We start from the raw sequence: 25098 nt of genomic DNA on the forward strand, positions 1-25098 counted from the left end.
TCCTCGGTGTCCGCCAGGATGTCGGCGAGCACGTCAGCCGACCTTCGGGGTGGCCCGCACTCCGAAGTGGAGGTACCGCTCCCCCGTCGGCAGCGAGTAGAACGTCACCGGGATCCACGTGGCCATCGACGGTTCCCGCACCAGGTACAGGTTCTCCTCGACCGGCACCAGGTCGTACTCCTGCTCCTTCTCCGGCAGCAGCTCGGCGATGGGCCCGGTGGCGGTGGTCCGCATCCGAGGGCCGTCGTCCCCGGTGAACACGTCGATCAGCACGCTCGCCCGTTCGTACCGGCCGAGGTGCGGCGTGAGGTCCGTGGTCACCGGCTCGGCCGGCGGCGAGAGCGGCTTCGGCATCGCGACGTCGGCCAGCTCCGCGAAGATCTCGCGGTACAGGTCCTCGTAGAAGTCGCGCGAGTTGCCGCCGTTGACCAGCAGCGTGACCGCGAGCCCGTCGTCGGCGAACACGCGCAGGAACGCGGACTGGCCGATGGTGTTGCCGTCGTGGCCGAACACGCGCCTGCCGTCCCAGCCCATGCGGATCCACCCGAGACCCCACGAGTCGCCGAGGGTGTGCTTGTCGGGCAGCTCGGCCTGGTGCGAGGTCATCGCGGCCGCGCTCTCCTCGCTCAGCAGCCGGGTGCCGTCCGCGGCGACGCCGCCGGTCAGGTGCAGGCGCGCGAAGGCCAGCACGTCGCGGACCGTCGCGTTGATCAACCCGGCTGGTCCGGCGGACCGCGCGAGCCCCCACACCGGCGCCTTCACCGGGGTGGTGTCGCCGACGTGCCCGACGGCGGCGCGGTGCAGCAGTGCGTCCTCCGGCAGCGTGCCGGTGTGGGTGAGGCCGAGCGGGGTGAACAACCGCTCGCGCATGGCGGTGTCCCACGTCTTCCCGGTCAGCTTCTCGATCACCCTGCCCGCGAGGCTGAACCCGGAGTTGCAGTAGGACCAGGTGGCGCCGAGCGGGTGGTTCTGCGCGACCTCGGCCAGCTCCGCGACGTACTTCTCGAGGCAGTCGTCACCGCGGCCGGTGTCGGTGAACACGTCGCCGTCGATGCCGCTCGTGTGCGTGAGCAGGTGCCGCATGGTGACCTTCTCGGTCACGGCGTGGTCGGACAGCTTCAGCTCCGGCAGCACCTCGACGATCGGCGCGTCGAGGTCGAGCAGGCCCTCGTCGACGAGCTGCATGACCACGGTCGTGGTCCACACCTTGGAGATCGAGCCGATCTGGAACACCGAGTCCACTGTGGTCTCGACACCGGTGTCGACGTTGAGGACGCCGTGCGCGGCCTCGACGACGTCGTCCTCGCGGCCGAGCCGCAGGATGCCGAGCGCGGCACCCGGCACGTGGTGCTTCCTGGCGAGTGTCGTGAGCCTGCGCTGCCAGTGCGCGGCGTCGATCTTCGGCCTGCGCGGGCCCTTGTCGTCGCCCGCGTACTGCTCGACCCACTCCAGCACGCGCCGGTTGAAGTCGATCCGGTGCGACGGCGGGCCGTCGAGGATGAACAGGTGCGCGGCGTCGGGGTAGAGCACGAGCCGGGTCGGCACGCCCTGTTCGCGCAGCGCCGCGTGCCACTGCTCCGCCTGCCCGACCGGGCACCGCACGTCGGCGGCGCCGTGGATGACGAGCGTGGGCGTGCGGACGTCCTCGACCCGCGAGATCGGCGACATCTCCGCGTAGCGGGCACGGTCCTCGTGCGGCAGCACCCCGAACTCGTAGGCGGCGAGGTCGTGCCCGGCGTCGGAGGTACCGGCCATGCTGACGAGGTCGGCGACGACACCGCCGGCGACCGCGGCGGCGAACCGGGTGTCGCGGCTGGTGAGGTAGCAGGTCATGAAGCCGCCGTAGCTGTAGCCCGCGACCGCGAGCCGCTTCGGGTCGGCGACGCCCTCGGCGACGAGCTGGTCGAGCGGCTCCAGGAAGTCCTTGGCGTCGACGGTGCCCCACGCTCCGATCGTGGCCGTGAAGAACTGCTCGCCGTAGCCGTCGCTCGCCCTGGGGTTGAGCATCAGCACGGTCCAGCCGAGCGCGGCCAGTTCCTGGTGGTAGACGTGGATGTCGTCGGCGCCGCCGTGCCACGCGTTGTGCGGGCCGCCGTGGATGTCGAGCAGCAGCGGGCCCGCTCCGGTGGTGGCGGGGTCGCGGAGGAGCCAGCCCTGGACGGTGGTGCCGTCGGAGATCGTGAACTCGCGTTCCTCGCGGACGTACAGCTCGGCCTCGGTGCCGGTGTGCGTGGTGCGGACGGTCTCGGCGCCGGTCGTCAGGTCGACGGTGGCGATCTCGCCGTACGAGGTGGGCGTGGTCAGCAGGATCGCGGCGGTGTCGCCCGCGACGGACAGGCCGCCGACGATCCGGCCGGCGCCCGCGACGACGGGCCGGGGCGTGCCGCCGTCGAGCGGGACCGTGTACAGGTGGGTGCAGCCGCGGTCGCGGACGCAGAACAGGACGCCGTCGCCGCCGAGCTGCGGCACCGCGCCCGGGTACGCGGGCCCGCCCGCCATCACGTTGCGGTCGAGGGACGCGGTGAGGTCGGTGACCTCACCGTTTCGGACCTTCAGCAGGCGGGCGTGGCCGACCGGCGAATCGACCATGCCGACCACGAGCAACGTCTCCTCGCCGGCCCAGGTGACACGGGCGGCGATGCCGTCGGGCAGGGCCACGAGTTCCGGTGTGGCGCGCGGGTCGGTGACGTCGAGGACGTACAGCGGCGCGGCGACCCGCAGGTCGGCGTCGGGTGCGGTGGCCGCGCCGAAGGCGAGCCTGGTGGAATCCGGTGACCAGGCCGGTTCGCCCGCGTGCCAGTCGCCCTCGGTGACCTGGCGGGTCTCGCCGGTCTCGAGGTCGAGGACGTGCAGGTGCTTGCGGATCGTGCGGAGGAACCCGGCGCCGTCGGCCTGGTAGCCGAGCCGGTCGGTGACGATCGGCGCGTTCTTGGGCCCCTCGGCGGTGTCCACGGGTGCGGAGAACGCGATCCTGCTGCCGTCCGGGCTCCAGTACGGGGCGCCCGCACCGAGCGGGAGGTCCGTGAGCCGCTCGGGTTCACCACCGTCGGCGGGCAGCCGCCACACCTGTGCCGGACCGTCGGTGGCACGCAGGAACGCGAGCGACCGGCCGTCCGGCGACCACGCGGGCGCGTCGTCCGCGTCGCCCCTGGTGAGCTGCCGGGCACCGGAGGTGTCCGCGAGCCAGATGGCCCGCGGGTTGGTGTCCTTCCCGGCGTCCGCGGTGCGCAGGACGTAGGCGGTGCGCGTGCCGTCCGGGGACAGCGCGGGCGCTTCCGGTACGGCGAACGCGGTCAGGTCCTCGATGCGCTGGCGGCGCGGACTGTGCGAGGTCACCGGCTTCTCCCTTCGGTGGAGGCGAGCAGTTCGCGGGTGTAGGGGTCCTGGGGATCGGCCAGTACGGTGTCGGCCGGCCCGTGCTCGACGATCCGTCCCCGGTACATCACGGCGATCGTGTCGCTGACGTACCGGACGACGGCGAGGTCGTGCGAGATGAAGAGGATGGTGAGGTCGAGGGTCCGTTGCAGGTCCCTGATGAGGTTGAGCACCGCGCCCTGGATGGACACGTCGAGCGCCGAGGTGATCTCGTCGGCGATCAGCACCTCTGGCCGCCCGGCGAGCGCACGCGCGATCGCGACGCGCTGCCGCTGCCCACCGGACAGCTCGGCGGGATACCTGGTCATCCGGTCCGGCAGGTCGACGAGTGCCAGCAGCCGCGCCACTTCTGCCCTGCGGTCGGTGCCGCGCGGCACGGCCTCGGCGATGGTCGCGCCGATCGTCATGCGCGGGTTGAGCGACGAGTACGGGTCCTGGAACACCATCTGCAGCGGTCGGCGGCCACGCGTGGGCACGGGTGCGCCGTCGAGCGTGACCCGCCCGGCGGACAGCGGCACGAGTCCGACCGCGGCGCGGGCGAGCGTGGACTTGCCCGAGCCGGACTCGCCGACCAGCCCGACCACGGACCCGGCGGGCACCGTGAGGTCGACACCGTCCACCGCCGTCACCCGGTGGCCCCGCGACCCGAACCGCACGGACACCCCGTCGAACCTGAGTTCTCTCACGAGATCACCTCCGCCGGCACGTCGGCGTGCCAGCACGCCACCCTGGCGCCCGCGTTCTCCACCAGCTCCGGGTCCTCCGTCGCGCACCGGGCGTCCGCCAGCGGGCAGCGGGGTGCGAACGCGCAGCCCGGCGGCAGGTTCGCCGGGTCGGCGGGTCTGCCGGGGATCACCGTCAGCGGCAGCTCCCGGTCCGTCGTCATGTCGGGTACGGCCGCCAGCAGCGCCTTCGTGTACGGGTGCCGCGCGCCCGTGCGCAGCTCGGCCGCGGGCAGGTCCTCCACGATGCGGCCCGCGTACATGACCAGCACCCGGTCGCACACCTGCTCCACGACCGTGATGTCGTGGCTGATCAACAGGATCGCGACGTCGTCGGCCGCGCGGATCGACGCGAGCAGCTCCAGCACCTGGCGCTGCACGGTCACGTCCAGCGCGGTGGTCGGCTCGTCCGCCACGATCAGCGCGGGCTTGCCCATCAGCCCCATCCCGATCATGGCGCGTTGCCGCATGCCGCCGGAGAACTCGTGCGGGTACTGCCGCGCGCGGCGCTCGGGGTCGGAGAGGCGCACGGCCGCGAGCCGGTCCACCGCCCGCGCCATCGCCGCGCGGCGGTCCATGCCTTCGTGGTGGCGCGCGACCTCACTCAGCTGTCTGCCGATCCGCATGGTCGGGTTGAACGAGGTCATCGGGTCCTGGAACACCATGGCCAGCGACGTGCCGAGGAGCCGCCGGTGCTCGCCGGCGCGCAGGTCCGCGCCCAGGAACGACAGCCGCTCCGCCTCGACGATCCCGGGTTCCTCGACCAGGCGCGACACGGCGAGCGCGGTGAGGCTCTTGCCAGAGCCCGACTCCCCCACGATCCCGACGGCATCACCACGTCGCATGGAGAAACTCACTCCGCGCACCGGTGTGGTCCCGGGGAACCCGACGCTGAGGTTCTCGACGACGAGCATCGCCGAGTCGTCCGGGTCGGGCGCCACCCGTGGGCGGCGGCGGAACCGGGACGTCGACGTCCCGAGGCGTCGTTCGAGCCCGACACCCTTCGCGATCGCCTCACCGAACAGGTTGAACGCCAGGCCCGCCACCACGACGGCGACACCGGGTGCGAGCGCGGCCTCCGGGTGGAGGTAGATCGCACCGAGCCCCTCGCCGAGCAGGCGGCCCCAGTCGTAGTCCGGCGGCTGCACCCCGAGCCCGAGGAACGACAGCCCGGCGAAGGCCAGCAACGCGTTGCCCGCGGCCACGGTCGCGTTCACCACCAGCGGTTCCGCGACGTTGGGCAGCACGTGCCGGAACAGGACCCGCAGCCGCCCGACGCCCGCGATCCGCGCCGCGGCCACGTAGTCGAGCCCGGCGACCCCGGCCACCATCGTGTGCGTCAGCCGTGCGAAACCCGGAGCGAGCGCGAACCCGATGGCCAGGAGCCCACCGGTCGTGCCGACGCCGAAGATCACCGCGAAGAACAACGCCAGCAGCAGACCGGGGAACGCGACCGCGATGTGCACCGCCGCGGTGATCACCCGGCCGGCCCGCGCACCGAGCAGCAGCGGCGCCGTGCCGAGCAGCAACCCGACCGCGACACCCAGTGCGGTCGCCAGCAGCGCGAGTTGCACGGAGAGACGGGTCGCGACCAGCACGCGGAAGAAGATGTCCCGCCCGAGGCTGTCCGTCCCCGCCCAGTGGTCGGCGGACGCGCCCTGCTGGATCTGCCCGGTGTCGACGGCGTTCGCCGCGTCGGTCCACAGCACCGGCGCCAGCACCGCGAGCAGCAGCACGACCGCCACCGTGCCCGCGGCGGCCGCTCCGAGCGGTGTGCGCAGCACCCGGCCCACGTCAGCCCTCCCTGATCGTCGAGCGCGGGTCGAGCAGCGCGAGCGCCACGTCGACCACCAGGTTCACCACCAGCACGCCGACGCCGTAGACCAGCACGACGCCCTGCACCACCGGGTAGTCCTTGGCGAGGATCGACGACACGATCGTGCTGCCGAGCCCCGGCCACGCGAACACGTTCTCCACCAGCACGGTGCCCGCGACGAGCGCACCGAGCAGCAGCCCGCCGAGCGTGATCGCCGCGGTGAGCGCGTTCGGCAAGGCGTGGCGGAAGTACACGGTCCTGCTGGGCAGCCGTTTCGCCCGCGCGGTGCGGATGTAGTCGGCACGCAGCACGGTCAGCGTCTCCACCCGCACGATCCGCGCGAGGATCGCCGCCGGGGCGAGCGCGAGCGCCACGACCGGCAGCACGTACGACGACGGCCCGTCCCGCCCGGCGACCGGCACCCACCCGAGGTTCACGCTGAAGATCCACACCAGGGCGACGGCCAGCAGGAACTCCGGGATCGCCGCCAGCACCACGCTCGTCGACGTGAACCCCAGCTCCAGCGGCCTGCGCCGCCCACCTCGGGTCAGCACCGCGAACGCCAGGCCCAGCGGCACGGACACCAGCACGGCCAGCGCGAACGCCAGCACCGCCAGCTCGACGGTCGCGGGCAGCCGGTCGCCGAGGATGTCCGCGACCGGCATCCCGGAGTTCATCGAGACGCCGAGGTCGCCGGTGAACAGGCCGCGCAGGTAGTCCAGGTACTGCTGCCACAGCGGCTGGTCCAGCCCGAGCGCCGCCCGCCGGGCCTCGACCAGTTCCTGGCTGGCGGTCGGGCCGAGCGCGCCGCGCACCGGGTCACCCGGGATCAGGTGGATCATCCCGAACGCGGCGGTCACGAGCACCCAGACCGACACGAGCAGCCTGCCGAACCGGCGGAGCGCGAACCGGCCCCACGGGTGGTCGACCGGGGCGGATACAGCCGCTGTCATCAGCCGACCATGCGGATCGACGACGGGTCGACGCTGCCCTGCGTCAGCTCGAACTCGGCGCCCTTGCCGTACGTCGGCCGGTTGGCGTTGGCGAACGGCACGACGTCGACCCGCTCGTACAACGCCTCCTCGGCGGCGGCCCAGGCGTCGCAGCCGTCGGCGCCCGCGATCTGCGACGCCTCGGCGACCTTCGCGGTGTAGTCGTCGTTGTCGATGCCCGAGAAGTTCGTGCCGTCCGGCGCGACCGGCCCCGACAGGAACGGCACGGTCTGGCTGGGCAGCGTCACGTTGAGCGGGACGAACGCGGCCTCCCACGGCAGCTGGCCGCCGATGAGCTGCCCGATCTCGGCATCGGTCGCGCCCTTCAGCGTGACGTCGACACCGAACTCGCTCCACATGTTCTGCAGCAGCTCCGCCCCGGCCTGCATGGTCGGGCCGATGGTCGTCGGGTAGACGAGCGTGATCTTCGGCTGCGCGGCGTCCAGCACCTGCTTCGCGGCGTCGGCGTCGTGCGCGGGCAGCGCCTTGCTCGCGATGTCGCCCTCGCACGGACCCCAGCCCGGCGGCACCAGCCCGGTGGCGCGCTTGCCGGTACCGCTGGTGATCACCTGGGCCAGCTCGTCGAGGTCGGCGGCCTGCACGAGTGCCCTGCGGATCTTCTCGTCGGCGCCGGGCAGCCCTGGCTTCTGGTTGAACCACAGCTCGCCGACGACGGCCTGCACGTCGCGCTGGAACAACCGCTGCGACGTCAGGCGCCGCTGGTCGGGACCGACGAACTGGGCGGCGTTGGCACCGCCGGAGATCAGCAGGTTCGCGGTCGTGGTCTCGTTCGCCACGATCTTGATCACGACCGTGTCCGGCAGGCCCCGCTGCTTCGGGTCCCACTCACCAGGACCCCACGCGTAGTCCTTGCGGCGGGTCAGCGTGTAGTGGTCACCGCCCACGGCCTCGGTGACGGTGAACATGCCGGTGCCGTCCGCGCCCTGCTTCAGCACCGACCGGTCGGCCATCCCCTTGGCGCACACGATCTGCAGGCCACCGACGTTGCGGTCGAGGAACGCGTCCGGCGCGGGTGCCGTGACGGTGACCGTGCCCGCGTCGTCGTCGGCGGTCGCCGTCGCCCCGGCCGGGACGAACACCCCGATCCGCGAGGACGCGTTCTTCGGGTCCCCCACGAAGTTGATGTTCTCGGCCACCTGGGTCGCGGTCAGCGGGGTGCCATCGGCGCAGGTCACGTCCTTGCGGAGGGTGAAGGTCGCCTCGGTGGTGGTCGCCTCCCACTTCTCGGCGAGCCCGGCGACCATGTCCCCGTTGGCGTCGACGTTGACCAGCGAGTCGTACAGGAAGCGGTCGACCTGCATCGTCGCCGACAGGGAGGTGAAGTGCGGGTCGAGGTTGCCCGGGTCGGTGCCGAGCACGAACGTGAACGTGCCGCCGTCGACGAGGTTCCCCCCGCCGGACGAGCCACCGGCGCCACCGCCACAGGCGACGAGGGACACGGCGAGCAGGCCGGCGGTGACGATCGTCGGGATGTTCTTCATCGTGCCTCCAAGAGGTGACCCCTTGGAGGCGCAGCCTGCCCGCCCTGGTCACGCGTGTCTTTGTGCGGGACGACCACTCGTGGGCGGTCCAGTCGTCCGATCCACCAACGCGGGGGCGCGGGCGTGGTCCTCGCCGGACGGGCTGCCGGCCGGGTCGGCGTTCGCGCGGTGGGCCGCTGTCCCACTCGGACGAACGAGGGTTGACCGGTTTGCAGTCTTGTGGCTGCGCCTCTCACCAGGTGGAATCTACCCAGAAGATCGGTTCGGTCACCCCCAGTGGCCGGGCGTGTGTCTTCGCCTTTCTCGACACCCCTGCTGTCCGTGCGCGTCCTGCTCGCGGACTGTCGAAAGGAACCATGCTGTGAGTAGAACCCTGTCTGTCCTGCGGAGAGCCGCTTTGCTCACCGTGGGCGTGGCCGCGGCCCTCGGTGCGGCCGCCGGTCAGTCGCTGGCCGCGCCACCCGCGGGCAACGACGACGTCCAGCCCCAGGTGGTCGGCGGGACCCGCGCCGCCCAGGGCGAGTTCCCGTTCATGGTGCGCCTGTCGATGGGCTGCGGCGGCGCGCTGTACAAGACCGACGTCGTCCTGACCGCCGCGCACTGCGTCGGCGCGACGGGCCCCACCACCAGCATCGGCGTCACCGCCGGTTCGGTGGACCTGCAGGACCCGAACCGCATCACCCGCACGTCCACCTACGTGTACCGCTCCCCCAACTACAACAACCCGGCCAGTGACTGGGCCCTGATCAAGCTGAACTCGCCGATCACCAACCAGGCGCTGCTGCCGATCGCCACCACCACCGCCTACGACAGCGGCACGTTCACCGTGGCCGGCTGGGGCGCGGCGACCGAGGGCGGCGGCCAGCAGCGGTACCTGCTGAAGGCGCAGGTGCCGTTCATCTCCGACACCCAGTGCCGGCAGGCGTACAGCGAGCTGGTGCCGAACGAGGAGATCTGCGCGGGCAACTGGTCCTCCGGCGGCGTCGACACCTGCCAGGGCGACTCCGGTGGCCCGATGTTCCGCCGCGACAACAACAACGCGTGGATCCAGGTCGGCATCGTCAGCTGGGGCTACGGCTGCGCCCGTCCGGAGAACCCTGGTGTGTACGCGCAGGTGAGCACGTTCGCGGCGGCCATCGCCTCCGCTGCCGCCGGTCTGCCGGGCGGCTCGAACCCGCAGCCGGGCCGCACCTTCGAGAACCAGAACAACTACAACATCCCGGACATGGGCACCGTCAACAGCCCGATCGCGGTCTCGGGTGCGACGGGTGCCGCCTCGGCGAGCGCCGCCATCGAGGTGAACATCGTCCACACCTACCGCGGTGACCTGGTCGTCGACCTGGTCGCCCCGGACGGTTCGGTCTACAACCTGCTGAACCGCTCCGGCGGCAGCGCGGACAACGTGAACCAGACGTTCACGAAGAACCTGTCGAGCGAGACCGCCAACGGCACGTGGAACCTCCGCGTCCGCGACGCGGCCAGCGCCGACACCGGCTACATCAACGGCTGGAAGATCACCCTGTAATCCGATGCCAGGATAGGCGTGTTTGGGGTGTTGAACCGGACACGCCTTTCTGGTGTCAGCCTGCCGATCGACCGGCGTGCAGCGGGAGGCGGACCTGGAAGTGGGTGTCGCCCGGTTCGGAGACCACGCGCAGGTCACCGCCGTGGCGGTGCACCACCACTCGCCACGAGACGTCCAGGCCGAGGCCGGTGCCCTGGCCGACGCCCTTGGTCGTGAAGAACGGTTCGAAGACGCGGCGTTTCAGTTCCGGTGGCACACCAGGGCCGGTGTCGATGACCTCCACCAGAGCGTTGTCACCGTCGCGGGTGGTGCGGATCGTGACCGTGCCGGTGCCGTCGCCGTGGCCGGTGATCGCGCCGACCGCGTTGTCGATCAGGTTGGTCCACACCTGGTTGAGTTCCGCCGCGTACGCGGGCACGTGCGGGAGGGACTTGTCGTAGTCCTTCACGATCCGCACGCCTTCCGGGACCTTGCCGGTCAGCATGACGAGCGTCGCGTCGAGGCCCTCGTGCAGGTCGATGTCCTGGTGCGGGGTGCGGTCGAGCTGCGAGTACTGCTTCGCGGCGCCGACGAGCGCGGAGATCCGCTTCGTGCTCTCCTTCACCTCGATCAGCAGGTTCTCGGTCTCGACCGTGTACGACAGCCAGCGCAGCGCAGGGGCCAGGAACCCCGGATCGACCACATTGGACAGTTCGTCCAGGTCGGACGTGGTGATCCCGGCCGCCACGAACACCGGGGCCAGGTCCCAGCCGCCGGACACCTCGTGGTCGTCGAACCAGTCGCTCAGCTCGTCCTCGAGGTCGGCGACCTGCATGGGCGACAGCTCAGGCGCGCTCGCCATCCTGGTGACGAACTTGTCCTGGATCTTCGTGAGCCGGTGCAGCTGGATGCCGTCGAAGTGGCCGTCGGCGAGCATGGCCAGCTTGTGCCGCATGCCCGCGAACCGCTCCCGCAGCGTCTCGGTCGCCCGCACGGCGGCCGCCGCCGGGTTGTTCAGCTCGTGGGTGAGACCGGCGGTCAGCTTGCCGAGCGCGAGGAGGCGCTCACGCTGCCCGACCAGCTCGTCGGCGTTGCGGATGCCGACGAACATGCCCTGCAGCAGGTGCACGGCCATCGGGAACCACTGCCGGAACTTCGCCGCGAAGTCCGTCGCGGGCAGTGCGAGGAACTCGGCGTCGGTGACCGCGCGGACCGTCGCGCCGTACTTCTGGTCCACCTGGTCACCGAGGTAGAACTGGGTGGCGCCCGAGTACACGCCCGGCTGGTCGCTGCGGGTGACCTCGACCTCGTCGCCGCGCACCATCCGGACCATGGACAGCGTCCCGGACAGCAGCACGTAGAAGCACTCGGCCGGCTCGCCCTCCACCGACACCGCCTCACCCTTGCGGTACGGGACGACATCGCTGTTGGCCGCCACCCAGGCGAGCTGCTCGTCGGAGAGGTCCGCGAACAGGAACAGCTCGCGGAGCCTGGTTGGTTCGATGCTGGTCATGTGGTCGTCAAGGTCATCGGTTCGCTCCGCAAGCTCCGCTCACTGCCATCGGTTCGCTCCGCAAGCTCCGCTCACTGCCATCGGTTCGCTCCGCAAGCTCCGCTCACTGCTCCTCCAGGTACCGGTGTACCAGTGTCACCGCCATCGCGCCCTCCCCGACGGCCGACGCGACCCGCTTCACCGACTGCGCGCGCACGTCCCCGGCCACGAACACACCCGGCACGCTCGACTCGAGGTAGAACGGGTCCCTGTCCAGTGTCCACCCGGCCGGCCGCTGCCCGTCGTTCAGCAGGTCCGGCCCGGTCCACACGAACCCGCGTTCGTCGCGCTGCACGACACCGTCGAGCCACTCCGTCTGCGGCCGCGCGCCGATGAAGATGAACAGGTGACCGGTGTCGACGAACTCGGTCGTGCCGTCGGCGTGGTCCAGCCGCAACGACTCGAGGTGGTCGTCGCCGCAGGCCTGGCCGACCGTCGTACGCGTGCGGACGTGCACGTTCTCGATGGCCTCCAGTTGCTGGATCAGGTAGTGCGACATGGACGTGTGCAGTGACTCGCCCCGCACCACCAGCGTGACCGAGCGCGCGTGCCGGGAGAAGAACACCGCCGCCTGGCCCGCCGAGTTGGCGCCGCCGACGATGTACACGTCCGTCCCGGCGCACTCCGGTGCCTCGGTGTTGGCCGACCCGTAGAACACGCCGCGGCCCGTCAGCTCGTGGCAGCCGGGCGCGGTGAGGCTCCGGTAGGACACACCGGTCGCGAGGATCACCGCGTGGGCGGAGATGGTGCTGCCGTCCCCGAACCGCACCACCCGAGCCGAGCCCTGCACTTCGAGGGCGACGACGTCCCGCGCGGTCAGCATCTCCGCGCCGAACTTCACCGCCTGCCGGCGAGCCCGGTCGGTGAGCTGGGTACCGGAGACGCCGTCGGGGAAGCCGAGGTAGTTCTCGATGCGGGAGCTCTGCCCGGCCTGCCCGCCCGCGGCCTGCCGCTCGACGAGCACCGTGCGGAGCCCCTCGGACGCGCCGTACACCGCGGAGCCCAGCCCGGCAGGCCCGCCGCCGACGACGATCAGGTCGTAGAAGTCGGTGGCGGGGTCGACGGTGAGGCCGACCGCCGCCGCGATCTCGGCGTCGGACGGGGCCAGCAGCGGCCGCCCTTCCGCGGTGATCACGACGGGGATCTCGGTCGGATCGGCGGCGGCCGCGTCGAGCAGCCTGCGCCCTTCCGGCTCGTCGATGCTGTAGTACCGGTACGGCACCGCGTTGCGAGCGAGGAAGTCCCGCGCGGCGAACGTGGGCGCCGACCAGCGGTGCCCCACGATCTTGATCTCCTCGACCGCGGCCTCGCCGGAGGCCCGCCAGGTCTCGATCAGCGCGTCGACCACCGGGTACAGCTTCTCCTCCGGCGGGTCCCACGGCTTGAGCAGGTAGTGGTCGACGTCGACGAGGTTGATCGCCTGGATGGCCGCGTCGGTGTCGGCGTAGGCGGTGAGCAGCGCGCGGCGGGCACGCGGGAACAGATCCATGGCCTGTTCGAGGAACTCGATGCCGTTCATCTCGGGCATCCGGTAGTCGGCGAGCATGGCGGCCACCTGCTCGCCGCGCAGCTTCAGCTCCTTGAGCGCGTCGAGGGCCTCCTTGCCCGAGGACGCGCGCACGACGCGGTGCCCTTCGCCGTACCGCCGGCGCAGGTCGCGGGCCACGGCTCGCGACACACCCGGATCGTCGTCGACAGTCAGCAACACCGGCTTGTTCACGGGGTTATTCACTCACACTGCCGCTTCGTCGACGAAGCACCAGCGCCAGTCCTCGCCGGGCTCGAAGGACCGCATGACCGGGTGCCCGGTCTCCCGGTAGTGCGCGCTCGCGTGCTTCGCGGGTGAGGAGTCGCAGCAACCGACGCGCCCGCAGACCAGGCACTCGCGGAGGTGCACCCAGCGGCCGCCTTCGGCGAGGCAGTCGGAGCAGCCCTCGGTGGAGGACGGGGTCACGTCACGGATCTCGGTGACGTGCGTGCATTCAGCCATGCCCCCATGATGCCCGTCCTGTCCACTTGTGACGCGCACGTTACGAACCCGCCTTGCCAACCCTCGCCAACCGGACGTACAGTCCCCGCTGTAAACGTTCTCGTAAACGTTTACAGTCCACATGAGACCTTCCGATGACGCGAGGGAAACCCATGGCAGAGGCCAAGAAGTCCACGCTCTGGCTGGTCGCCGAGCGGGCCGGGGTCTCGATCGCGTCCGTCTCCCGCGTGCTGAACGGCCAGCCCGCCTCACAAGGGGTGACCGAGCGGGTGCGGGCCGCTGCCGCGGAGCTGGGTTACGTACCCGACGCGACCGCCCGCTCGTTGAAGGTCGGCAGGACCGAGCAGATCGCGCTAGCGGTCGCCGACGTCGGCAACCCGGTGTACGTCGGAATGATGCACGAGATCTCCCGCGTGGTGACGAAGGCCGGGTACCGGCTCGTGCTGTCGTCGACCGGCGCGAACCCCAAGGACCAGATCGACCTCCTGGTCGGCCTGAACAGGGGCTTCGCCGACGGCCTGATCCTCAGCCCACTGCGCGCACCGGAGGAACTGGGCGCGCAGCTGAAGGCGAGCCGCTTCCCCATCGTGATCATCGGTTCCGTCCCGCCCGGCGTCGAACTGGACAACGTCCGCGCCGACTCGGTCGCGGGCATGGCGCTCGCCGTGAACCACCTGGCCGAGCAGGGCCGCGAGCGCATCGCGTTCGTCAACGGTCCGGTCGACACCGTCCCCGGCGCGGCTCGCCGCAACGGCTACGTCACCGCGCTGGCGGCCCTGGGTATCGGCCACGGCACCCAGGTCAGCGCTCGCGACTTCACCTACCAGGCCGGGCTCAAGGCCGCGACCGCCCTGCTCGACAAGGAGACCCCCGACGCCATCGTGTGCGCCAACGACCTCCTCGCCATCGCCGCCCTCAACGTCGCCACCCGGCGCGGCCTGCGGATCCCCGACGACATCGCGATCGTCGGCATGGACGACACCGACATCGCCGACCTCGCGAACCCGGCCATCACGAGCGTGAACCTCGGCGCGACCAAACGTGCCCGCACCGCGGCGAAACTCCTGCTCCGCCGCCTGGAGAACCCCGAGGCGCCACTGCGCCAGGTCGTCATCGAACCCACGCTCACCGTGCGGGGCTCGTCATGACCGCCGCCACGGTCAGGCGCAGGCGCAAGCGCGGTGACGGGCGCGACGCGTGGCTGCTCGTCCTCCCCGCGCTGGTCCCGGTCGTCCTGATCAGCGTCTACCCGCTGGTGCAGGGCATCCTGCTCGGCTTCACCGACGCCGAAGCCGGCCTGAACCAGGTCACGAACTTCAACGGCCTCGACAACTACGAGAAGCTCCTGCACAACGAGCTGTTCTGGGCCAGCTTCCGGATCGGCCTGATCTGGGCGTTCGGCGTCACGATCATCCAGTTCCTCGCCTCGCTCGGCCTCGCGCTGCTGCTGAACGCGGACCTGCGGTTGCGCTGGCTGGCCCGCACGCTCGCGCTCGTGCCGTGGGCCATGCCGCCGGTCGTCATCGCGATCATGTGGCGGCTCATGCTGAACCCGACGTACGGCCCGGTCAACGAAACCCTGCGCAGCCTCGGCCTGCCGGGTGACATCAACTGGCTCGGCGACTTCTCGACCGCGCTGCCCGCGGTGATCGTCGTCGGGGTGTGGGCCGGGATGCCGCAGACCACGATCACGCTGCTGGCCGGGCTGCAGAACGTGTCCGGGGACCTGCACGAGGCCGCCGCGATCGACGGCGCGAGCACGTGGCAGCGGTTCTGGCACGTGACGCTGCCCGCGCTGCGGCCGGTGATCGCCGCGATCACCTCGCTCGACCTGATCTGGAACTTCAACTCGTTCGCCCTGGTCTTCGTGCTCACCGCGGGTGGACCGGGCGGCAAGACGATGCTGCCCATGTTGTTCGCGTACAACGAGGCGTTCCGCTACGGCAACTTCGGGTACGCGGCCGCGCTCGGCAACGTGATGGTCGTCGTCATCGCCGCGTTCCTGTTCTTCTACCTGCGCGGCCAGGCAAGGAGCCGGGAGTCATGACGCAGACACTCGCCCCGCCGGAGCGGGACAGGAAGACCCGCACCACCTCGGTGGCACCCGTCCGTCGCACGAGGACGTTCGCGCGGCCACTGCAGTACCTCGCGCTGCTCGGCTACGTGCTCTTCCTGGGTTTCCCGCTGCTGTTCCTGCTGTCGACCTCGCTGAAGACGCCGAGGCAGCTGCAGTCCGGTGACGCCTCGTTCATCCCGGACAGCCTCACCTGGAGCAACTTCTCCGACGCGGTCACGAAGGCGAACCTGGTGCAGGCGGCCGGGAACAGCCTCTACGTGGCCGCGCTGACGACCGTGATCGTCACGCTGTTGTCGCTGCCCGCCGCGTACGCACTGGCCCGCTTCAAGACGAAGCTGCGCGGCCTCGCGACCGGCTGGATCCTGCTCTCCCAGGTCTTCCCGTTCATCCTGATCGTGATCCCGGTCTTCCTGGTGCTCAAGCAGATCGGCCTCGTGAACAACCCGCTCGGCCTGGTGCTGGTGTACACGGTCTGGTGCATGCCGTTCGCGCTGTGGATGCTGCGTGGCTACGTCGCCGCGATTCCCGTGGAACTCGAGGAGGCGGGTGCGATCGACGGCGCCGGCAAGCTCCGCGTCCTGCGGTCGATCGTGCTGCCGCTGCTCGCGCCCGGCCTCGTCGCGACGAGCCTGTTCACGTTCATCTCGTCGTGGAACGAGTTCTTCTTCGCCCTGGTGCTCATCCAGGACCCGGAACTGCAGACCCTGCCCCTGACCCTCGCGCGCTTCGTCGGCGCGGAGGGACAGGTCCAGCTCGGACAGCTCGCGGCGGCCTCGCTGCTCGCGACCGTGCCGAGCCTCGTGTTCTTCCTGTTCATCCAACGCCGCCTCACCTCGGGGCTGATGAGCGGCGCCGTCAAAGGCTGACGACGCTGTCGAAAGCAAGAAGGAGAAACCCCATGAAGCCAAAGGCGTTGCTCGGCATCGGTGCCGCCGCTGCCTTGCTGCTCTCCGGCTGCGCCCTCGGCGGCGGCGAGAGCACCGACGACTCGGGCGGTTCCACGGAGGGCCCGGTCACGCTCACGTTCCAGAGCCTGGCCTACCAGGACTCGACGGTGGCCGCGACGAAGGAGATCGTGGACGCCTGGAACAAGGACAACCCGGACATCCAGATCAAGCTGACGCAGGGCACGTGGGACAACGTGCACGACCAGCTGGTCACCCAGTTCCAGGGCGGCACCGCGCCGGACATCATCCACGACGAGTCCAGCGACATCATGGGTTTCGCCGAGCAGGGCTACCTCGCGGACATCGGCCAGTACCTGAGCCAGGACGTCAAGGACGCGGTCAGCAAGGACGTGTGGGACACCGTGACCACCGCGGACGGCAAGGTCGTCGCCGCGCCGACACTGCTGCAGACCTATGTGGCGTTCGCGAACGTCGACGCGTTCAAGGCGGCCGGGATCGAGGTGCCCACCGGCGACCAGCTCAGCTGGGACGACCTGCAGGCGGCGGCCAAGAAGCTCGCCACCGGCGGCAAGTTCGGGGTGGGCTGGGGCCTCAAGCAGCCGACCGCGGCGATCATGAACACCGCGCTCGGGTTCGACGGCACGTTCTTCGACACCAAGGACGACGGCTCGGCCACCATCGACGTCGGTGACGGTGAGGTCGCGGTGCCGGAGAAGATCCACGCGATGGCCTACCAGGACAAGTCGCTCGACCCGGTGACGCTGACCCAGTCCGGCACGGACGTGCTGCCCGGCTTCCTGTCCGGCAAGTACGGCATGTACATCGGCGGCAACTTCCTGGCCCAGCAGATCACCGAGGCGGCCCAGCCCGGGTTCAACTGGACGGTCCTGCCGCCGCTCGCCGGCTCGGCGGGCCCGGTGCAGGCGGCGAACCCGCAGACCATGTCGGTGTCGGCGCAGAGCAAGGCACCCGAGCAGGCCGCGAAGTTCATCGACTACTTCATGAACGCCGAGAACCAGGCGAAGCTCGCGCAGGGCGACTGGCTGATCCCGGCGTCCGCGCCTGCCCGTGACGCGGTGGCGGAGCAGACGAAGGACACCCCGGTGTGGGAGCCGATCCTGAAGACCGGTGACGACCTGGCCGGCGCGCCGTTCCAGAAGGCGAAGAACTACCCGCAGTGGAAGGACCAGTACGCGACTCCCGCGCTGCAGCAGTACTTCGCGAACTCGATCAGCGTCGACGACCTGAAGAAGCAGCTGACCGACGGCTGGCAGTCACTGGGCTGATGCCCTGAAAGACGCTTTCCGGGCACTCCACGTCCCGGAAGCGTCTTCCAGGACACGCAAGGAGGGGAGAGTCATGGGTTTGCTCGAGGACAGGGCGACGGGGGCCCTCGCGGGCGCCGCGGTGGCCGACGCGCTCGGCGGTGCGGCGGAGGGCAACACGACCGACGCCATCCGCGAGCGGTACGACGGTTTCATCGAGGGGATCGTGCCGCCGTTCATCCCGGACTGGCGGCACGCCCGCCCGATCGCGCCGTACCACAAGGGCGACGGGCACGTCACCGACGACACCCTGATGACCACCGCGCTCGTCGAGGTCTACGACACGGTGCGCGACCACCTGGACGCGTACGCGATCGCCGACCACCTCGTGCCGCTGCTCATCGGGGAACGGCGGTGGATCCCCGAGCTGGAAACGGAGACGATCCTCCTCCACCGGATCTTCCTCGCGGAGAAGTGGCTGGTGGCGCGCCTGCACTACGGGCACATCGACCCGCGTGAGGCCGGTGTCGGCAACATCGTGAACTGCGGTGCCGCCATGTACGCCGCGCCGATCGGGATCGCCAACGCGGGCTCGCCGACCGGCGCGTACGCGGAGGCGATCGACGTGGCGGGCGCGCACCAGTCGAGCTACGGCCGGGAGGCCGCCGGCGTGTACGCGGCCTGTGTCGCGGAGGCGATGCGACCGGAGGCGACCGTGTCGTCGGTGGTCGAGGTCGCGCTGTCGCTGGCGAAGGACGGCACCCGGGACGCGATCGAGGCGGTGACGTCGGCCGCCGCGTCGCTGTCGGACTGGCGCACCTCGCTCGCCGCGATCCGGGCGGCCGTCGAGCCGTTCGACACGGTCGGCCCGCACTACCGGGCACCCGCGAAGGACGCGCGGATTCCCAGCCGCACCAAGTCGATCGAGGAGCTGCCGGTGGCGCTGGGCATGCTCGTCGTCGCGGGCGGGAACTACCGGGAGACCGTGCTGGGTGCGGTGAACTACGGCCGCGACTCGGACTCGATCGCGGTGATGGGTGGTTCGATCGCGGGTGCGCTCGGCGGGCGCGCGGTCGTGCCGGACGAGTGGGTGACGGAGGTCAGCGAGGCCAGCCGGATGGACATCACGGCGACCGGCCCGACGATGGCCGCGGTCGCGAAGGACGTGTGGGCCAAGGACCAGGCCCGGTTCGAGCAGCGGGCGAAGCTGTTCGGCTCGGCCGGGGAAGCGGCGTGATGCTCCGTCTCACGTGGACACAGCCGGAAGACCTGGTGCCGCACGCGCTGGCCGCGGCCAGGGCCGACGGGATCGCCGTCGACGACCTGGCGGACTGGTGGACCACGGCGGGTGGCTCACTGCACGCGCCGGGTTCCGGCGCCACTAAGGACCCCGCTCCCCCCGCACTGCGCAGGCTCGCCCGCGAGCTGTTGTCGCAAGTGGACGAACGAGAGGCGCCCGCCGCGCTGCGCGCCGCGGAACCGGACGGCCTGGACGAGATCCTGGCCCTGGCCCGGCCGGTGACGGTCGCGTCGCCCGGCATGGACCTGCCCGACCGCGTGCACGGCGCGTGGCTCGGCCGGGCGGCCGGGTGCCTGCTCGGCAAGCCGGTGGAGAAGATCCCCCGCGAGGGCATCCGCGCCATCGCCCAGTCCACCGGCAACTGGCCGATCTCCCGGTACTTCACGGAGGTCGGCCTCGACGGGGAGCTCGCGTCCCGGTACCCGTGGAACCGGCGCAGCCGCCCCACGAGCCTGCTCGAGAACATCGACGGGATGCCGGAGGACGACGACCTCAACTTCCCGCTCATCGCGCTGGACCTCCTCGAACGGCACGGCGACGGGTTCACCACCGACGACGTGGCGCAGTCGTGGCTCGCCAACCTGCCGGGCGGCCGCGTGTTCACGGCCGAGCGGATCGCGTACCGCAACCTGCTCGACGGCTACGAGCCGGAGGTCGCGGGCCGGGTCGGCAACCCGTTCCGGGACTGGATCGGCGCGCAGATCCGCACCGACGTGTACGGCTGGACCCACCCGGGCGACCCGGTGACCTCGGCACGTCTCGCGTGGACGGACGCCCACCTCACGCACGGCCGCAACGGCGTGTACGGCGCCATGTTCGCGGCGGCGGCGTGCTCGGCCGCGGTGGTCGCCGGGTCGGTGGCCGAAGTCCTGGCGGCAGGCCTGTCGGTGGTGCCACCGGAGTCCCGGTTCGCCGCCGCGATCCGGATGGGCGCCGAGCTGGCCGACCTGTCCACAGAGGACGCCCTGGACCAGGTCTACGCGCGTTACGGCGACCTGCACTGGGTGCACGTGCTCAACAACGCGGCCACGCTCGGCTACGCGCTCGCCCGCGGCGACGGCGACTACACCACCACCATCACGACCGCGGTCACCGGCGGCTGGGACACCGACTCGACCGGCGCCACCGCGGGGTCGATCGCGGGTGCGCTGACCGGCGCGAAAGGACTGCCGCCGGAGTGGGTCGTGCCGCTGCGCAACCGGCTCGCGTCGACCGTGCCGGGCTTCGACGGCATCGGGTTCGACACGCTCGCCCGTCGTACGCTGGCGCTCGTGAGGAAATCATGAGCGTCGTCGTCGTGGGCAGTGGCAACGTCGACCTGGTCAGCCAGGTCGAACGGATCCCCTCGCCGGGTGAGACCGTCCTGTCCACCGGCTTCGCCACGCACTCGGGCGGCAAGGGCAACAACCAGGCCACCGCCGCCGCCAGAGCGGGTGCGGCCACCACGTTCGTCGGCGCGTTCGGCGACGACGACAACGGCGCCCGGCTGCGGGAAAGCCTCACCGAGTCCGGGGTGCGCACGCTCGTCCGCACCTCCGACGAGCCGACCGGCACCGCGCTCATCACCGTCTCCACGTCCGGTGAGAACGCGATCGTGGTCAACGCGGGCGCCAACGCGACGCTCACCGACCTGGCACCGGAGGAACGGTCCGCCATCGCGGGCGCGGACCTCGTGCTGATGCAGCTCGAGATCCCGCTCGCCACCGTGGCCGCGGCGGCGGAGATCGCGAGCGGCCGGGTCGTCCTCAACGCGGCCCCCGCCCAGCGGCTCCCCGAGGACCTGCTCGCCAACGTCGACCTGTTGGTCGTCAACGAGCACGAGGCCGCGCTGCTCGGCGGCGCCGACCACCTGCTGACCGTCGTGCCCGCGGTAGTGGTCACGCTCGGTGCCGACGGCGCGCTGGTCCGCACCCGCGACACCACGACCGAGGTGCCCGGCATCACCGTCGACGTCGTCGACACCACCGGTGCGGGCGACACCTTCTGCGGCGCGCTCGTCGCGGCACTGGACGAGCGCAGGCCGCTCGACGAGGCCGTCCGGTTCGCGTCCGTCGCGGCCGCACTGTCGGTGCGCCGCGCCGGTGCCGTGCCCGCCATCCCGACCCGTGAGGAGATCGACGATTTCCACCCGCACGACTGACCGGCACGCCGACCCGGACGAGGCGAGCACGAACCAGATCGACCCGCTGGTGCCGCGCCCGATCGACCTGCCGGCGACCCTCCCCCTCGACGAGCCGCTCGACCCCGAGGTCGGCGACATCGCCAAGGTCTTCGCCGCGCCCGACGACCCCGCCGACTGGCCGGCCTGGCGCGCCGCGCTGGCCCGCTGGCGCGCCGAGGCCCACGCCCGCCTGCGCTACGACGGCGCGATCTACGACCGCGCCGCGACCGCGTGGACCAGATCCTGCTACAGCGTCGCGCTGATCTGGCTGTGGGACGAGCGCCTGTACGACCGCGCCGCCGGCCGCTTCGACGTGGCCGGGTTCCTCGCGAAGACGCGGGACCACGGCGGTTTCGACGGCGTCGTGCTGTGGCACGCCTACCCGGTCATCGGCATCGACGACCGCAACCAGTTCGACTTCTACCACGACGTGCCCGGCCTGCGTGACCTCGTCGCCGAGTTCCAGTCCCTCGGCATCAGGATCTTCCTCGACTACAACCCGTGGGACACCGGCACCCGCCGCGCGCCGCACGACGACGCGACCGAGCTGGCGCTGCTGGCGAGCGAGCTGGGGACCGACGGGATGTTCCTGGACACCATGAAGGAAGGCGACTCCCGCCTGGTGTCCGCGCTGCTCGACAACCGCCCGCCGCAGGTCCTCGAGGGCGAGTCCCGGCTGCCGAACGCCCGCATCGTCGACCACCAGCTCAGCTGGGCGCAGTGGTTCGCCGACAGCACCGCGCCCGGCGTGCAGCGCGCCCGCTGGTTCGAACGCCGCCACATGACCCACCAGACGCGGCGGTGGAACCGCGACCACAGCGACGAGCTGCAGTCGGCGTTCATGAACGGCACCGGCATGCTCGTGTGGGACACCGTGTTCGGCGTCTGGGTGGGCTGGAACGAGCGCGACAAGGCGACGCTGCGCCGGATGCTGCGCGTGCAGCGGGTGCTCACGACGCTGTTCGTGCACGGCGAGTGGACCCCGCTGGCCGACGCGTCGGACGAGGCGATCGCGGCCGGCGTGTACGCATCCCGGTTCGCCGACCCTTCGGGCCTCACGCTGTGGACGCTGGTGAACCGCGGCGACACCGACTTCACCGGCGACGCGCTGACCGCGACCACCGACGGCACCGCGTGGTTCGACCTCACCTCGGGTGCGCGCCTCGGGCACGGCACGTCCGCGCCGCCGGTCACGGTGCCCGCGCGCGGGGTGGCAGCCGTGCTGGCGCTGGCGGGCCAGGAACCGGCGTGGCTGCCGGGCCTGCTCACGGCCGCGGCGGCCGACCCGGGCGCGGCCGACACGACGTTCCCGGCCCGCACCGCGGCGCGCGTGCGGCCACCCGCGACCAGTGGACGGCCTCGAGGGGTGACCGTCCGCGTCGAGGGTGGCCCGCGCACGCTGCCGATGACCTACCGGCGGCGCGAGACGGGGAGCTACCAGGGCGCGCCGTACGTGGAGGAGTGGAAGCCGCTGCCGCCGCGCCTGCACGACCCGCGCCGGGAGCTGCTGGCCGTGACGCTCGCCGAGGTGGCGGTGGCGGCGCTCGAGGTGACGGCCGAGGAGTTCGCCGAGTTCGCCGCCGCCACCGGGTACCGGCCCGCCTGCGAGAACCGCTGGTCACCCGGCACCGGTGACGGTCCGGCGACGATGGTCGACCTCGCCGACGCGCGCGCCTACGCGGCGTGGGCAGGCGGGCGGCTGCCGACCGAGTTCGAGTGGCAGGTCGCGGCCGGGTCGCCGGGGTTCCGGCGGGCCACTCCCCTGGTCTGGAACTGGACGGAGAGCGAGCACACGGACGGCGTGACCCGGTTCGTGATGCTCAAGGGCGGCAGCGACCACGAGAGCACCGGGTCGGACTGGTACGTCGACGGCGGCCCGCGCGACCCGTCGTTCAGCCTGAAGTTCCTGCTGCCGGGGCTGGGCCTGGACCGGTCGCCGAGCATCGGCTTCCGCGTGGCGTGGGACATCCGGTGAGCGGCCCCCTGGACGGCATCCGCGTCCTCGACGTGTCGACGCTGTTCGCCGGCCCCCTCGCGGCGACGTTCCTCGGCGACTTCGGCGCGGACGTGATCAAGGTCGAGCACCCGCGCAAGCCGGACGCGGCCCGCGGCCACGGCCCGGCGAAGGACGGCGTCAACCTGTGGTGGAAGACGTTGGGCCGCAACAAGAAGACCGTCACCATCGACCTTGGCAAGCCCGAGGGCGCACGACTGCTGCTGGCCCTCGCGGCCGAGGCGGACGTGCTGATCGAGAACTTCCGCCCCGGCACGCTCGAACGGTGGGGCGTCGGCCCGGCCGAACTGCACGAGGCCAACCCGCGGCTGGTGATCGCACGCGTGACGGCGTTCGGCCAGTTCGGTCCGTACTCGGCGCGTCCCGGGTTCGGCAGCCTCGCCGAGGCGATGAGCGGGTTCGCGGCGCTGACCGGTGAATCGGACGGCCCGCCGACGCTGCCGCCGTTCGGCCTGGCCGACGGCATCGCGGCGCTCGCGACCGCGTACGCGGTGCTGGTGGCCCTGCGCACCGAGGTCGGCCAGGTGATCGACATGGCGATCATCGAGCCGATCCTCATGCTGCTCGGCGGGCAGATCACCGCGTACGACCAGCTCGGTCACGTGCAGCCGAGGACGGGCAACCGGTCGGTGAACAACGCGCCGCGCAACGTCTACCGGACCGCGGACGGCGAGTGGGTCGCGGTGTCGACCAGCTCCCAGTCCATCGCGGAACGGGTGCTGCGGCTGGTCGGGCGGCCGGACGTGGTCGAGGAGCCGTGGTTCGCGAGCGGCCACCAGCGCGCCCAGCACGCGGACGAGCTGGACGCCGCGGTGTCGTCGTGGATCGCGGCCCGGCCGACCGACGAGGTGGTCGCCGAGTTCGAGAAGGCGCAGGCGGCGATCTCCCGGGTGTACGACGTGCGCGGCGTGCTCGCGGACCCGCAGTACCAGGCTCTGGGCACGGTCCAGACGGTCGACGACGACGAGCTGGGTCCGGTGCGGATGCAGAACGTGCTGTTCCGGATGTCGGAGACCCCGGGTGCGATCCGGTGGGCGGGCAGGCGGCACGGCGCGGACACCGACGAGGTGCTGGCGAAGGTCGGTGTCACCCGCGAACAGCTGGCCGCCCTGCGGGAGGCGGGGGTCGTATGACACCGCTGACGGGGCTCTACGTGCCCGGCAACCGCCCAGACCGTTTCGACAAGGCCGTGGCGACCGGCGCCGACCTGGTGATCCTCGACCTGGAGGACGCCGTGCCCCCGGCCGACAAGGCCACGGCCCGCGCGGCGGTGGCTGCGTGGCTGTCGTCCGCGCGTGTGGACTGCGTGCTGCAGGTCAGGGTGGCCGCCGAGGAAGACCTCGCCGCGCTGCGCGGCCTGACGGGTTTCGAGGTGCGGCTGCCGAAGGTCGAGTCCTCATCACAGGTGGACGAGGTGGCGGCGGCACTGCCGGGGCTCCCGGTCACCGCGTTGTTCGAGAGCGCGTACGGCGTGGAACACGCGTCCGGGATCGCCACCCACCCCGCGGTGACCCGGCTCGGCCTCGGCGAGTCGGACCTCGCGAGCGAACTGGGCACCCGCGACGACGCGGTGCTCGACCACGCGAGGATCCGCCTGCTGTACGCGGCGAAGTCGGCGGGCCTGCCCGCCCCGATGCTGTCGGCCTACCCGGCGATCAAGGACCTGGCGGGCCTGCGCGCGGACACGGAACGCGGTCGTGCCCTGGGCTGGTACGGCCGCGTGGCCATCCACCCCTCCCAGCTCCCGGTCATCGCCGAGGTCTTCCGGCCGTCGCACGAAGAACGCCGGTGGGCGGAAGAAGTCCTGACCGCGACGGCCGATGGCGGCGTGACCACCCTGGCGAACGGCGACATGGTCGACCCGGCCATGGTGGGCCGGGCGAGGGCGATCCTGGCGCGGGTGCGCGACTGACTCGTCAG

The 25098-nt window shown here is 71.4% G+C and carries 18 protein-coding genes and 2 pseudogenes; 12 read left to right on the forward strand and 8 right to left on the reverse strand.

The window, feature by feature from the left end; translation table 11 throughout:
* Positions 1-33: 33 nt before the first annotated feature.
* From FHR82_RS08110 to FHR82_RS08130, 5 genes and pseudogenes are all read right to left on the reverse strand, one after another.
* Positions 34-3336 (reverse strand): serine hydrolase, encoded by a 3303-nt coding sequence (locus FHR82_RS08110; RefSeq protein ID WP_184809662.1) that lies wholly within the window; start codon positions 3334-3336, stop codon positions 34-36.
* Positions 3337-3353: 17 nt separating this feature from the next.
* Positions 3354-4061 (reverse strand): annotated as a pseudogene (locus FHR82_RS08115) (ABC transporter ATP-binding protein); the annotation flags it as partial.
* Positions 4058-5890: a dipeptide/oligopeptide/nickel ABC transporter permease/ATP-binding protein gene (locus FHR82_RS08120; RefSeq protein WP_311770957.1), complete on the reverse strand. Its 1833-nt coding sequence runs from the start codon at positions 5888-5890 to the stop codon at positions 4058-4060. The gene FHR82_RS08120 and the pseudogene FHR82_RS08115, both read right to left, overlap by 4 nt.
* Before the next feature lies 1 nt (position 5891).
* On the reverse strand, positions 5892-6866 hold the full coding sequence (locus tag FHR82_RS08125; RefSeq protein WP_184809664.1) for an ABC transporter permease: 975 nt from the start codon (positions 6864-6866) through the stop codon (positions 5892-5894).
* Positions 6866-8407 (reverse strand): ABC transporter substrate-binding protein, encoded by a 1542-nt coding sequence (locus FHR82_RS08130; RefSeq protein WP_184809665.1) that lies wholly within the window; start codon positions 8405-8407, stop codon positions 6866-6868. Before FHR82_RS08130 ends, FHR82_RS08125 begins: the two co-directional genes overlap by 1 nt.
* A gap of 373 nt (positions 8408-8780) precedes the next feature.
* Between FHR82_RS08130 and FHR82_RS45780 the strand changes: the two are divergent.
* Together FHR82_RS45780 and FHR82_RS45785 are read left to right on the forward strand one after the other, a co-directional pair.
* Positions 8781-9566 (forward strand): annotated as a pseudogene (locus FHR82_RS45780) (S1 family peptidase); the annotation flags it as partial.
* A 66-nt stretch (positions 9567-9632) separates the two neighbouring features.
* Positions 9633-9932 carry a proprotein convertase P-domain-containing protein gene (locus tag FHR82_RS45785; RefSeq protein ID WP_225944267.1) on the forward strand — a complete coding sequence of 100 codons (300 nt, stop codon included), beginning with the start codon at positions 9633-9635 and terminating at the stop codon, positions 9930-9932.
* A gap of 55 nt (positions 9933-9987) precedes the next feature.
* On the opposite strand, the gene FHR82_RS08140 is transcribed toward FHR82_RS45785, so the two are convergent.
* From FHR82_RS08140 to FHR82_RS08150, 3 genes are all read right to left on the reverse strand, one after another.
* Positions 9988-11424 carry an ATP-binding protein gene (locus FHR82_RS08140; RefSeq protein WP_184809666.1) on the reverse strand — a complete coding sequence of 479 codons (1437 nt, stop codon included), beginning with the start codon at positions 11422-11424 and terminating at the stop codon, positions 9988-9990.
* Positions 11425-11527: 103 nt separating this feature from the next.
* Positions 11528-13183 (reverse strand): NAD(P)/FAD-dependent oxidoreductase, encoded by a 1656-nt coding sequence (locus FHR82_RS08145; RefSeq protein WP_184809667.1) that lies wholly within the window; start codon positions 13181-13183, stop codon positions 11528-11530.
* Between the two features lie 12 nt (positions 13184-13195).
* Complete coding sequence (locus tag FHR82_RS08150) at positions 13196-13453, reverse strand: ubiquitin carboxyl-terminal hydrolase 14 (protein ID WP_184809668.1); 258 nt, start codon at positions 13451-13453, stop codon at positions 13196-13198.
* A 152-nt stretch (positions 13454-13605) separates the two neighbouring features.
* Between FHR82_RS08150 and FHR82_RS08155 the strand changes: the two genes are divergently transcribed.
* The 10 genes from FHR82_RS08155 (at position 13606) to FHR82_RS08200 (ending at position 25090) form a co-directional block, all read left to right on the forward strand.
* Positions 13606-14601: a LacI family DNA-binding transcriptional regulator gene (locus FHR82_RS08155; RefSeq protein WP_184809669.1), complete on the forward strand. Its 996-nt coding sequence runs from the start codon at positions 13606-13608 to the stop codon at positions 14599-14601.
* Positions 14598-15500: a carbohydrate ABC transporter permease gene (locus FHR82_RS08160; RefSeq protein ID WP_184809670.1), complete on the forward strand. Its 903-nt coding sequence runs from the start codon at positions 14598-14600 to the stop codon at positions 15498-15500. Before FHR82_RS08155 ends, FHR82_RS08160 begins: the two co-directional genes overlap by 4 nt.
* Complete coding sequence (locus FHR82_RS08165; protein WP_184809671.1) at positions 15497-16396, forward strand: carbohydrate ABC transporter permease; 900 nt, start codon at positions 15497-15499, stop codon at positions 16394-16396. The genes FHR82_RS08160 and FHR82_RS08165 overlap by 4 nt, the downstream gene beginning before the upstream one ends.
* Positions 16397-16428: 32 nt before the next feature.
* Positions 16429-17724, forward strand: coding sequence for an ABC transporter substrate-binding protein (locus tag FHR82_RS08170; RefSeq protein WP_184809672.1), 1296 nt, complete (start codon positions 16429-16431; stop codon positions 17722-17724).
* 73 nt (positions 17725-17797) lie between these two features.
* Positions 17798-18940: an ADP-ribosylglycohydrolase family protein gene (locus FHR82_RS08175; RefSeq protein WP_184809673.1), complete on the forward strand. Its 1143-nt coding sequence runs from the start codon at positions 17798-17800 to the stop codon at positions 18938-18940.
* A complete protein-coding gene (locus tag FHR82_RS08180) occupies positions 18940-20289 on the forward strand; it encodes an ADP-ribosylglycohydrolase family protein (protein ID WP_184810419.1) in 1350 nt (449 codons plus the stop codon). The genes FHR82_RS08175 and FHR82_RS08180 overlap by 1 nt, the downstream gene beginning before the upstream one ends.
* Positions 20286-21143 (forward strand): ribokinase, encoded by an 858-nt coding sequence (locus FHR82_RS08185; RefSeq protein ID WP_184809674.1) that lies wholly within the window; start codon positions 20286-20288, stop codon positions 21141-21143. Before FHR82_RS08180 ends, FHR82_RS08185 begins: the two co-directional genes overlap by 4 nt.
* On the forward strand, positions 21109-23139 hold the full coding sequence (locus FHR82_RS08190; protein WP_311770958.1) for an SUMF1/EgtB/PvdO family nonheme iron enzyme: 2031 nt from the start codon (positions 21109-21111) through the stop codon (positions 23137-23139). Before FHR82_RS08185 ends, FHR82_RS08190 begins: the two co-directional genes overlap by 35 nt.
* A complete protein-coding gene (locus tag FHR82_RS08195; RefSeq protein WP_184809675.1) occupies positions 23136-24311 on the forward strand; it encodes a CaiB/BaiF CoA transferase family protein in 1176 nt (391 codons plus the stop codon). Before FHR82_RS08190 ends, FHR82_RS08195 begins: the two co-directional genes overlap by 4 nt.
* Positions 24308-25090, forward strand: a complete 783-nt coding sequence (locus tag FHR82_RS08200; RefSeq protein ID WP_184809676.1) for an HpcH/HpaI aldolase/citrate lyase family protein — start codon at positions 24308-24310, stop codon at positions 25088-25090. Before FHR82_RS08195 ends, FHR82_RS08200 begins: the two co-directional genes overlap by 4 nt.
* Positions 25091-25098 lie beyond the last annotated feature (8 nt).

It is taken from the genome of Actinophytocola algeriensis, assembly GCF_014203735.1.
Classification (GTDB): Bacteria; Actinomycetota; Actinomycetes; order Mycobacteriales; family Pseudonocardiaceae; genus Actinophytocola; species Actinophytocola algeriensis.